The sequence below is a fragment of the Pedobacter sp. ASV28 genome (genome assembly GCF_016428855.1).
Taxonomy (GTDB): Bacteria; Bacteroidota; Bacteroidia; order Sphingobacteriales; family Sphingobacteriaceae; genus Pedobacter.
Genome location: NZ_JAELTN010000015.1, coordinates 37715 through 50067 on the forward strand (window position 1 = coordinate 37715; position 12353 = coordinate 50067).

Annotated in this window: 7 protein-coding genes; 4 read left to right on the forward strand and 3 right to left on the reverse strand. The window is 38.5% G+C overall.

Annotation, left to right across the window (positions count from 1 at the left end; all coding sequences use genetic code 11):
• The first annotated feature begins 9 nt into the window (after positions 1-9).
• The 4 genes from folE (at position 10) to JHD79_RS07515 (ending at position 8923) form a co-directional block, all read left to right on the forward strand.
• Positions 10-645 carry a GTP cyclohydrolase I FolE gene (folE, locus tag JHD79_RS07500; RefSeq protein WP_199118599.1) on the forward strand — a complete coding sequence of 212 codons (636 nt, stop codon included), beginning with the start codon at positions 10-12 and terminating at the stop codon, positions 643-645.
• A gap of 52 nt (positions 646-697) precedes the next feature.
• On the forward strand, positions 698-1579 hold the full coding sequence (fabD, locus tag JHD79_RS07505; protein WP_199118600.1) for an ACP S-malonyltransferase: 882 nt from the start codon (positions 698-700) through the stop codon (positions 1577-1579).
• A gap of 176 nt (positions 1580-1755) precedes the next feature.
• Positions 1756-5478 (forward strand): ATP-binding protein, encoded by a 3723-nt coding sequence (locus JHD79_RS07510; protein ID WP_233164605.1) that lies wholly within the window; start codon positions 1756-1758, stop codon positions 5476-5478.
• Between the two features lies 1 nt (position 5479).
• Positions 5480-8923 carry a hypothetical protein gene (locus JHD79_RS07515; RefSeq protein WP_199118601.1) on the forward strand — a complete coding sequence of 1148 codons (3444 nt, stop codon included), beginning with the start codon at positions 5480-5482 and terminating at the stop codon, positions 8921-8923.
• Here the strand turns inward: JHD79_RS07515 and JHD79_RS07520 are convergent.
• The 3 genes from JHD79_RS07520 to JHD79_RS07530 form a co-directional block, all read right to left on the reverse strand.
• Positions 8870-9769, reverse strand: a complete 900-nt coding sequence (locus JHD79_RS07520; RefSeq protein ID WP_199118602.1) for a helix-turn-helix domain-containing protein — start codon at positions 9767-9769, stop codon at positions 8870-8872. The genes JHD79_RS07515 and JHD79_RS07520 overlap by 54 nt on opposite strands.
• Before the next feature lie 184 nt (positions 9770-9953).
• Positions 9954-10568: a YceI family protein gene (locus JHD79_RS07525; protein WP_199118603.1), complete on the reverse strand. Its 615-nt coding sequence runs from the start codon at positions 10566-10568 to the stop codon at positions 9954-9956.
• A 169-nt stretch (positions 10569-10737) separates the two neighbouring features.
• Positions 10738-12321: a peptide chain release factor 3 gene (locus tag JHD79_RS07530; RefSeq protein ID WP_199118604.1), complete on the reverse strand. Its 1584-nt coding sequence runs from the start codon at positions 12319-12321 to the stop codon at positions 10738-10740.
• Positions 12322-12353: the final 32 nt, after the last annotated feature.

The following is a 12353-nucleotide window of genomic DNA, read 5'->3' on the forward strand; positions in this document are numbered from 1 at the left end:
AATGCATAAATGGGACACGATATACACGATCACGACGATGAAACATTGGGCTACCAGAAAATAGACCGATATGACGAAAGTAAAGTTAATGCTGTTGCAGTACACTATAAGGATATCCTGGAAAGATTAGGAGAAAATCCTGATAGGGAAGGCCTGCTGAAAACTCCTGAACGAGTGGCCAAGGCATTACAATATTTAACCCATGGCTATGGTATTAAACCAGCAGAAATTCTTCGTTCTGCTATGTTCAAGGAAGATTATAGCCAAATGGTAGTGGTGAAGGATATTGAAGTATTTTCGATGTGTGAACATCATATGCTACCATTTTTCGGCAAGGCGCATATTGCCTATATTCCAAATGGCCATATTGTGGGTTTAAGTAAAATCCCCCGTGTGGTGGATGCTTTTGCCCGTAGGTTACAGGTTCAGGAACGTCTGACCAATGAAATTAGGGATTGTATACAAGATACTTTAGAACCTGCTGGTGTAGCGGTAGTTATTGAGTGTAAGCACTTGTGCATGGCCATGCGTGGTGTGCAAAAACAGAATTCGGTAACCACCACATCGGCATTTACCGGAGAGTTTATGAAGAATGATAAAACCAGGGCGGAGTTCTTGAGGCTGATTATGGCAGATCTTCATTAACCATTAACATTTTAAAACAACTATAAATTTCCCTATAGAGGGATTAAGGAATATGAAAGCATATATTTTTCCGGGTCAGGGTGCCCAATTTGTAGGGATGGGCAAAGACCTATATGAAAACCCACAGGCAAAGGAACTTTTTGAGCAAGCTAATGAAATTGTTGGTTTCCGTATTAGCGATATCATGTTTGGAGGTACCGATGAGGAGCTTAAACAAACCAATGTAACCCAACCTGCCATATTTTTGCATTCGGTAATTTTAGCGAAGGTGTTGGGAGAAAGCTTTAAGCCGGCTATGGTTGCAGGACATTCCTTAGGTGAATTTTCTGCGCTGGTTGCTGCTGATGCATTGTCATTTGAAGATGGCTTGAGGTTAGTTGTGGCCCGTGCCAACGCCATGCAAAAAGCTTGTGAGGTACGGCCTTCTACCATGGCGGCTATTTTAGGCTTGGCCGACGAAGTGGTTGAGCAGATCTGTGCAGGAATAGAAGAGGTTGTAGTGCCTGCAAACTATAATTGTCCTGGGCAATTGGTGATTTCTGGCAGTATTGAGGGTATTGATAAAGCTTGTGAGCAGTTGACCGCAGCGGGTGCTAAAAGAGCCTTAAAGTTAAATGTTGGTGGGGCTTTTCATTCTCCTTTGATGGAACCTGCAAAAGTAGAGCTGCAAGCTGCCATTGAGCAGACCGACATTTCGGCACCAATTTGCCCAATCTACCAAAATGTAAATGCGCATCCAACAACAGACCCAGCCGTGATCAAACAAAACCTAATTGCCCAATTAACTGGCGCAGTGAGATGGACACAAACGGCTGTAAACATGATTGCTGATGGCGGAACTGAATTTATTGAGGTTGGGCCAGGTAATGTATTGCAGGGCTTGGTTAAAAAAGTAAGTAGAGACGTGCAGACGAGCAGTGCAAGCCTAGCTTAGTCTGAACATCATAACTGGGGCTGTTTAAGAGCGCTTTGCTTTTCCACTTGCTAAGGAAAATCTGTTTTTTAATATAAAGAATAGGCAAATTTTCTTTAATTAGCTAATGGAATGATGGAGAATTTGCTTTTAGGCAGCCCCATTTCTGTATATTTATGTCATTAAACTAGCTGGATTTGAATACTGGGCTTAAAATTAGATTGCTGATGTTGCTGTTGGGCATATGTTGTTTTATAACAGCATTGTCTATTCGTAACGCCATAACTAAAAGAGACCTCTTGTTGCACGAGGCAAATGAGCTACAGGAAAACCTACTTGCAAAAGAACGTATAGCACAAGATTACTTGTCTATTCCAGAGAAAATCGAGGAGCTAAAGCGACTTGCCACTGATCAGAATCTTGCCCTAAAATTTATAGAGAACTACAGAACGAGTGGTATAAATGTACTGATCTATAAAGATAATGCACTTAACTTTTGGAGTACCTACAGGGTATCTCCGCCTCATATAGACCGGATAAAGGAAGGCGCCTCTTTTACCCAACTTGCTAATGGATATTATGAAATTGTAAAGAAAACAATTGGACGCTATACCTTCGTTTTTCTCATTACGGTAAAGAACCAGTTTGCCATTGAAAATCAGTACCTCAAAAATCAGATTTTACCGGAACTATTTCCGCACCACACCTTAGAAATAGCCTCTTTTACAGATAAGGAAACTACCGAAATCTTCAGCCTTAATAAAGAATATCTTTTTCCGGTTAAGCTGAGTAATAATTACGCCGATAACATATACACGACCATTCAAATGTGGCTTTGGTTGATCGGATTGGTAAGTATTTGCCTTTTCGTCAATTCATGTTGTTTATGGCTGACTAAGAAAGGACATCTTTTCCTGGCCACCGTGGTCATTGCGGTTTTCTTTATTGGGATTAGAATGTCAGACCTGGAGTTCTTTTGGTTAAATCACCAGTTTAATCTGAAGATATTTGATCCTTCAATCTATGCCGAAAGTGATTTCCTGCCTTCATTGGGAGACTTTTTGCTGAATGTTATGGCTATTACCTGGATAGGGGTATTTGTCTATGCGCACAGGAAACAGTATGTATTGCCTAATTGGCTGGCCAAGCGGAGAGCATTAAACTACCTGTTGATCATTATCTTTTTATTGTTGTTGGCCTTTGTTGCTTTCTTGGCCGAAGATATCTTTTTTGGACTGATCTATTATTCTAAGATTGAATTTAACATCAGCAATATTATTAACCTGAGTTGGATCAGTTGGCTTTGTATATTCATTCTATGCTTAGTATGGCTTAATATTTATTTCTTTATCAATGTATTAATAGAGTTGAGCAATCAGCTTGTGATGACTCAACTAGAGAAGCTATTTACCTTCTTGGCCATGTTGCTAGCATATTCTGTTTATAAATGGGTTATCGACTTCAATGTATTTTACCTGGTTTACGCTTTATTGATATTCATTATTGGCTATAATAACAATGTTCAGAAAGGCAGGTTTTCCATTTCAATGTTTGCGGTTACCTTTTTATGTATGGCAACCATCACTTCTATTAAATATATAAAGTTTGAGGACATAAAAGAACGAAATACGAGAACGGGTATTGCCGAGAAGTTGATGTACGAGGATGATCCAAAAGTGATCAATGCAATTGAGCTGTTGGAAAAAGGATTAACCGGAGATTCTTTGATTATCAGCTACTTTAAACAGCCCCTATTGACCCAAACTTTCGGTTTCCATAATTACATCATCAAAAATTATCTGGATGGGTATCTTTCGAGGTTTGAATATAAAATATTCGAATACAACAAAGATGATCAATCTCTAAAAAATGCAGAGAGTTTACCTATAGTGAAGTATAAGAATTTGGTAAAGTCGGGGGCGGTAAAAACACAACAGGCTAATTATTTTTATCGGATCAACGATACATTTGGTTTTCAAAACTACTTTGGGATCATCCCGATTTTAGACGGAAACAACATATTGGGAACAATGATTGTAGAGCTAAAATCTAGGCCTTATGATTATAATAGTTACTTTCCCGATCTGCTGATTGATGGTAAGCTTAAGAGCGATGAAGACCTCAGTAAATATTCCTTAGCTTTTTATAAAGACAATCAACTCTTTGGCCAATCTGGCAAGTACATCTATCCTATGGTCAATAACCAGTTTAAGGGAGAGGATAACAAAATAGAGTTTGTCAACGAAGCGGCTACCAATTACAGCCATGCGATATATAAACCGGCACGCAACAGGTTAATCGTGATCAGTACTGAGAAAGTAGCCTATACCGTTCGCCTGGCAACATTGTCGTTCTTCTTTTTGATCTTTATTATTTTTGGTGTAATTGTCTATGTAATTACATGGTTGGCAATTAACATCAATGACAGTAAGGCGGGTATATTCAACATCAATAGGTATTTGATGATCAATGCAAATAAGATCTTATATAAGACCAGGATACAGTTCTCTATTGTACTTTCTGTGGTAGCTACTTTAATTATTGTAGGATGGACCACCTTTTTTAACATCAAGCACCAATATCAAGAACAACAAAAGGACCAGATTAGAGAAAAAGTAAGGAAAGTGCAGCTGGCCTATGAAAAGCAGATTGCCGGTGTTGGTGCCATTAGTAATACCAGCGAAGCCCAATTCGAGTTTAATCAATTTGCTGACGTGAATGGAGTATACCTCAACCTGTTCGATATCAGTGGAAATCTTTATTTGACTTCCTTGCCTAAATTGTATGACTTTGGTATTATAGGTAGGAAAATGGGGCCATTGGCCTATTTACATTTGGCGGTCCAGCAAAAATCAGAGTATGTAAACCCAAATGAAAAAATAGGAACGTTTACTTATGCGGCAGCTTATGTGCCAATTAGGAATACCAACAATCAGACCATTGCCTATATCAGTTTGCCTTATTATTCGAATGAGGCTGATTATCAGGCCAAAATAGGGGTATTTATTAATACCTTGATCAATATCTATGCCCTTGTATTTGTGCTGATTGGGGTATTGGCCGTGTTTTTGGCCAATCAGATTACAAGTCCGCTCACCTTTATACAGGAGAATATAAAGAGGACAAAGTTAGGGCAAAAAAATCAGCCTATTGGCTGGCATAGGCAAGATGAGATAGGTGTATTAATTAAAGAATACAACAAAATGATTGCCGAGCTAGAGATCAGTGCCAACAAACTGGCCCGTAGCGAACGGGAAAGTGCTTGGAGAGAAATGGCCAAGCAGGTAGCACATGAGATCAAAAATCCGTTAACGCCATTGAAATTAGGTGTACAGTTGCTCGAAAAATCTTGGAAGGAGAACGATCCAAATTTTGAGAAGAAATTTGCAAGCTTTAATAAGTCTTTTGTGGAGCAGATTGATAGCCTGGCTACCATTGCATCAGAGTTTTCTAATTTTGCCAAAATGCCCGATACCAAATTGGAGAAACTAGAGCTGGTACCTATTGTGAAACAGGCTATAGAAGTATTTAGCTCATCAGACAATGTAGAGATATTAATTTTGAACAGATCAAGCAAGAACATCGTAGTCATGGGAGACAAGGATCAATTGATGCGCTCTTTCAATAACCTACTTAAAAATGCCATTGAAGCTTCCGATGGTAAGGACAGATGCGTGATCAAGATTCATATTGCCAATGACGAAAGACAAGCTTTTGTAGAGGTGGAAGATAATGGAAAAGGTATCGATCCGAGTTTGCACAATAGTATTTTCAGGGCAAATTTTACGACCAAGTCATCAGGTACGGGGCTAGGCCTAGCTTTTGTTAAGCAGGCCATTGAAAATGCAGGAGGAAAAGTCGAGTTTACTTCTGTAATCAACAATGGAACAATATTCTATCTCACATTTCCATTAGCTTAAAATGGTTGGGAGATTTCTCATATTGCTTTTTGGAATACTCATAAGTACTGGCCTAAAGGCACAATTAACAACACATGGCCGTCTAAAAAAGATAACTACGGTTTCTTTGCCCGTTCAATTGGATACCCTCAGTATTGTTCCTGAAAGCATAAATGTAAGGTACCTCACCAATCTGCCTGTAGATACAGCTCTTTATAAGGTAGATTTTGCAAAAGCTACCTTTTTATGGAAAGGAGCAACAGGTGTGGACTTAAGTATCAGTTATAAGGTCTTTCCTATCCTTTTTTCTAAAAACTATTATCATAAGGACATTAAATTGATAGAACAATTACCGATTGATAACAAAAATTTCTACATGTATCAGCCTAAAACAATAGACAATACATTGTTTTCTTTAAATGGCTTAAATAAGAGTGGTAGTATTTCTAGGGGAATCATGTTCGGCAATAACCAGAACCTTTCCGTAAATTCCAATATGGTATTGCAGATGTCTGGAAAGATAGGCAACAACATTGAGATCTTAGCGGCCATTTCTGATGATAACCTACCCATACAACCAGAAGGGAATACCCAACAGCTGAATGAATTTGATCGGGTATTTGTACAGTTAAAAAGAGATAGCACCATATTAACTGCCGGCGACTATGAACTTAAGCGGCCAGAGAGCTACTTCATGAATTTTTATAAACGTACTCAAGGGGCAATGATCAGTCATGATTTTAAGTCGATAAAAGGGGTTAGATACAGTACCACGGTCGCCGCTGCCGTGGCCAAGGGTAGATCTGCCAGAAATAATATTATTGGCCAGGAAGGTAATCAGGGGCCTTATCGTTTAACAGGAAATAATGGCGAGAGCTATATTGTGGTAATTGCAGGCACAGAACGGGTTTATATTGATGGCGTACTTTTGGTGCGTGGCCAAGATAATGATTATGTTATTGATTACAATACCGCGGAAATAACTTTTACGGCCAAACAGCTTATTAATTTAAACAGTAGGATTTCCATTGAATTTGAGTATTCCGATAAGAATTATTCCAGATCGTTAACTTATTTGAACCAGCGAATGGAAACAGATCATTTTGCTTTTCGCTTAAATTATTACAATGAAAAGGATAATCGGAACCAGCCTTTCTTACAAACGCTTACCGATCAGCAAAAGCAGTTTATGGCTGGTTTGGGTAACAATATTTCGCAGGCTTATTATCCCAATGTAACCGAAGTAGAATTTAATGAAAATGAGATTTTATATGAAAGGTTGACGTCTGCAGGTGGTGTAGCGTTTTATCAATATTCAACAGATCCACTATTGGCTAAATACCGTGTTGGCTTTTCCTATATAGGAGAAGGAAAGGGAAATTATAGAATTAACAACCAATCGGCGGCCAATGGAAAGGTGTATACCTATGTAGAACCTATAGCAGGCATTATGCAGGGAAGCTATGAGCCCATATCGTTATTGGTTACACCCAAACAGTTGCAGATGATAACAGTAGCGGCAGATTATAAACCTAAGAAATATACCGCTTTCTCTAGTGAGCTTGCCATCAGTAATAATAACGTGAATCTTTTTGCCGATAAGAGCGAAGCGAATACCTCAGGTTATGGACTAAAGCTAAATGCAAAACATCAATTTCCGATTGATGGAAAAGGTTTGGTGATCAATACCCATGCGAATTATGAATATGTAACCAAAACCTTTAAACCTATAGAACGATACCGAATGGTAGAATTTAATCGGGATTTTAACTTGGATGCCATAACTACTGAAGCTACAGAACATTTGGTAACTGCCTATGCACAATTGTTTCAGAATGAAGAAAAAAATCTTAGTTATACTTTAAATAGCTTCATAAGGAACGATGAGTATAAAGGTTACCTGCATAAAGTAAATACAAAATATAAATTGGGGGCCTATAGCGTGCGCTATGATGGGAGTTTGCTAAATTCGAATTCACTAAGTAACACAGGGGTTTTTTATAAGCAATATTTAGAGTTAAACAGACCTGTTTTTAATCTTGTTGCAGGAGTAGTTTTTGAGCAGCAATACAATAATACAAAAGAAAAACAAACAGATGTTTTAACGGGAAATAGTTTTTCTTATCATATTTATAAGGTCTATCTCCAGAATAAGCCAACACAACGTAATAAATACAGAATAGATTACAGCTTTAGGCAAGATCAATTGCCAAGAGGTGGACAACTGTTAAACAGTTCGGGTTCCCAAAATATAAATGTAGGTATAGACCTGGCCAGCAATGCCAACTCTACGCTGAGCTTAACTTCTGGTTATAGGAAAACAACCTATACCAACAATTTTGCAACTGTTAGTAATGATGAGAGTTTGGTGGGCCGTTTAGATTATAGTTTAAATGCATGGAAGGGCTTCTTAAATACCACGGTCTACTATGAGGTGGGCAACGGACAGGAACCTAAAAGAGACATTACCTATTTGGAAGTGCTGCCTGGACAGGGTGTTTATGCCTGGATAGATTATAATGGAAATGGAATTAAAGAACTCAATGAATTTGAGGTTTCCCAATTTCCCGATCAGGCAAAGTATATAAGGATTTTTACTTCAAGTACCGAATACGTAAGAACAAATTTTACTGGTGTAAACCAAAGTGTAAGGTTAACGCCTAGTGCCATTTTAAAAGGTAATAGGCGGATTTATAAGTTTGTTAACCGGTTTACCAACCAACTTTCCTATAAAATAGATAAAAAGATATTGGCTGGTAAGGGATTGGAAGTTTATAATCCATTTCATACCGAAATAGATGCAGCAAGCCTGATCTCCCTAAATTCGTTTTTTCGAAATACGCTGTTTTTTAACCGCAGCAGCCCAACATTTGGTTTAGACTTCAACTACTTGGCAGATGGTGGTAAGAGTTTTTTAAGTAATGGATTTGATAGTAGAAAACGAAATGAAATAGGATTGAAAATGAGGACCTCGCCCATTAGGAATACCAACATTAATTTGACCTTTAACCAGGGAAAAAAGAATTATACTTCCGAGCTTTTTGTGCAACGTAATTATCTGATCAAGTATTTAGAGTTGCTGCCAGAATTCAATTATCAGTTCAATACTGATTTAAGGTTGACCTTTGCGGGAGTGTATGGCTCACAGCGTAATGCAGGAATGTATGGGGGAGAAAAAAATACCAATATGACTTTTTCTACCGAGACCAGGTATAATGTTTTGAAAAAAGGGGTTTTAATGGGAAAGGTTAGCTATATCAACAATAGATTTGTGGGGGAAAGCAATAGCACCATTGGCTATGAAATGCTTTCTGGCTTGCAGACTGGTAACAACTATACCTGGGGCTTGGGCCTACAACGTGCTATAGGCAATGGTGTACAGTTGAATATAAGCTACGAAGGTCGAAAATCGTCAATGGTAAGTGTTGTCCATACTGGGAATATGCAGGTGAGGGCTTACTTTTAAAGGCGGCTCTATTTTGAAACATTGGCCATGTGTAACCCAAAACTCATCCTTACTGAGCACTTTCAATTTTGAAGGTAGAAGCCCGGTCAACTGGCTGAAGTCTTTTGAAAAATGGGCAGGGTCGTAATACCCGAGTTGATAGGCCAAAGTAGTGAGCGGCGTATCTGGTTGGGCAGAAAGCACATCAAAAGCAGCATTCATACGGATGAATCTGCCAATGTCCTTTGGTTTAAGTCCAACTCGTGACTTGAAGACACGTTCCAATTGCCGACCCGTAATTCCAAGCTTATATTCCAGTGCCATTAACCTGCAATTGCCATTGCTAATGTGTAATTGCTGTAAGGTATAGTCAATATAGGCTGATTGTTGATTGGAAGGGAGCAACATTTTTTTAAAAAAATTATCGAGAAGAGTGGCCCGTTGATGATCGGAACTAGCACTGTATAATTGCTCTGTCAAATATCGCGATTGATTTCCCCATAAGTTTTCCAGGTCTATACAAGGGTTGTCGGTAAGTTCAGATAAATCCATAGGTAAGAGTTGCTGAGCACCTGAAGGCTTTAACTGTACCTTGACCAATCTGGTATGTCCCGAAAAGCTTAGCCATATTGGTTTGGTCAACTGCCCTACCATAAAAGCACCTTGTGTAGTGGCCATAGGCGAAGAAGCACCTTCTGTACTATATCCATGTAAATCTCCATATAAAAATAGTACTGATAATTGACCAAAAGGAATAAGTCGCCATATAGAAGCTATTTGATGGGTCTTAGACCAATCTATGTCAACCATCATATAATGATCTATGCAATTTTTGAGTGCAGAACATGGGGGATATTTTTTTACCATTAAGACCTATTAAAAGTTTATAGACTACTTTGCCAAAAGAAAAGAGTTTTAAATTTTCCTAACCAGCATAAATTACAACTTGTAAACCATAAGACAATTTTTATATGCTTAAGTTACAGGTGTTATTATAAATTTGTGATATGAAAAGCCCGATCGTATTGACAAAGTAGTCTAACCTTGTTTGCTATTGCTTTTGTTTCTTTGCGGCATGTATGTTTAATTTAACTTCTATATCAGGTAGGATATACATTTCTTGGGCAGGGTCATTGTAACTGGTCATTCCCCACTTTAAACGGTCAAATTTGAATGTGGCTGTAGCTTTTAGGCTATCACCAGAAAAGATGATTTTAGCTGGAAAGCTTAGGGGGTGTGTTTGGCCGATCAATGTAAAATCGCCACTAATTAAGTAGTTTGCTTGGGCGGTGGTATCAACACTTAGGAGCTTTGCATGGGTAATCAAGAATTTGGCATAGGGATGTAAAGCCGCATTAAAAAAATCGGGACTTTTCAAATGTGTTAATAATTGCTCTTTTGGTTCGGCCGGAAGCTCATAATTGGTAATACTGGCAATAGGTATAGAAAAATCGCCACCTTTAATGGTGTCATTTTCCATTACTATTTCTCCCATAGCATCGAAAGACCCTGAATGGAAATGATGAGGAGCAGATCCCTTCCACTCTATAGCTGAAGTTTTTGAGTTAATTTGATAAGTAGCAATTTCTTGCTTGTTAATTTGTTGGCATGCTGTAAACGCAAGTGATAAGCTTATCAGCAGGATAATTGTTTTCAATTTCGTCATCGTCTTTCTATTAATTTTTAAGATGGCAAAATTCACCTTTATGAGAACAAATCTTTTGTAAAAAAGCGACGTACTAGGGTTTACCTATCTATTTTTTAACAGATTACACAGAAAAAGGCCAGCATTGCTGGCCTTTTTCCTCTTTAGTTTCCATTTTAAACAATGAGTATTACTTCTTGTATTCGCTGGTGGTATGGAAATCAATATCTGGATAATCGCGTTTGGTCATGTCGATCATGAAATCATTGTCCGATAAGTAAACGGGATTTCCCTCTTTATCTGTACCAATGTGCTGTTGTTTACGTTTTACAAACTCGTCCAATTTCTTCTTATCTTCAGAAGTTACCCAACGTGAACGGCTATAGCTTAAGGTACGGAAACGACATTTCGCACCATACTCATGTTCCAATCGGAAATTGATCACTTCAAATTGGAGTTCACCAACTGCACCAATCACTTTTCTATTACCAGGTTGCATGACAAAAAGTTGGGCCACACCTTCATCTGTTAATTGTTCAATACCTTTTTCTAATTGTTTGGTACGCATAGGGTCCATATTTTCTACCTCTTTAAAGATAGCAGGAGAGAAGCTAGGTATCCCTTTGAAATGCAGTTTTTCACCTTCGGTCAGGGTATCTCCAATTTTAAAGTTGCCACTGTCATATAAGCCTACTACGTCACCAGGCCAAGCTTCTTCGACCAAACTTTTTTCATTGGCCATAAAATCCATTGGATTGGCAAACTTCATTTTTTTATCCTGACGGGTGTGATAGTAAAATTTATTACGCTCAAACTTGCCCGAGCAAATGCGCAGAAAGGCAATTCTATCACGGTGCTTGGGGTCTAAGTTGGCATGTATCTTAAATACAAACCCGCTGAAGTTCTTTTCTTCTACCAATATATCCCTCTCTTCTGCCTCGCGGTGCCTAGGGCTTGGTGCAATTTCTATAAAGGTATCGAGGAGTTCCTTGATCCCAAAATTGTTAATGGCCGAGCCAAAAAATACAGGGGCCAACAATCCCTCTTTATATAAGGAGATATCTAAATCGCCATATACTCCGTTTACCAGCTCTGTTTCATCTTTTAAAGTACCTACTTCTTTTTCTTGTAGGTAATTCAGTAATGCCGGATCGTTAAGATCGTTTACTTTTACCACCGAATCGGTAACTTTGGTCTTGTCTGAATGGAATAGGTTTAATTGGTTGTGATAAATGCTGTAAACACCTTTAAAGGTATGTCCCTGACCTATTGGCCAAGACTGTGGGCATAAACTAATGTTCAATTTGTTTTCTATTTCATCCAATAGATCAAAAGGCTCCTTACCTTCCCTGTCCATTTTGTTAATGAAGATAATAACGGGCGTATTGCGCATTCTACAAACCGACATCAGTTTCTCGGTCTGTTCCTCTACACCTTTTACACAATCTACTACCAATACTACACTGTCAACCGCTGATAAGGTACGATAAGTATCTTCAGCAAAATCTTTGTGTCCAGGGGTGTCCAAAATATTGATGCGTTTGCCGCTATATTCAAAACCCATAACCGATGTCGCTACCGAAATGCCACGCTGACGTTCGATTTCCATAAAGTCAGAAGTATTGCTCTGGTTGGCTTTATTTCTTTTAACGGCACCAGCAGTATTAATGGCCCCACCAAAAAGTAGGAACTTCTCGGTTAGTGTGGTTTTCCCAGCATCGGGGTGACTAATAATGGCAAAAGTTTTTCTTTTTTCTATTTCTGGATGAAGCATAAAATTGTTGGGGTTATTGAAACAAAATATTG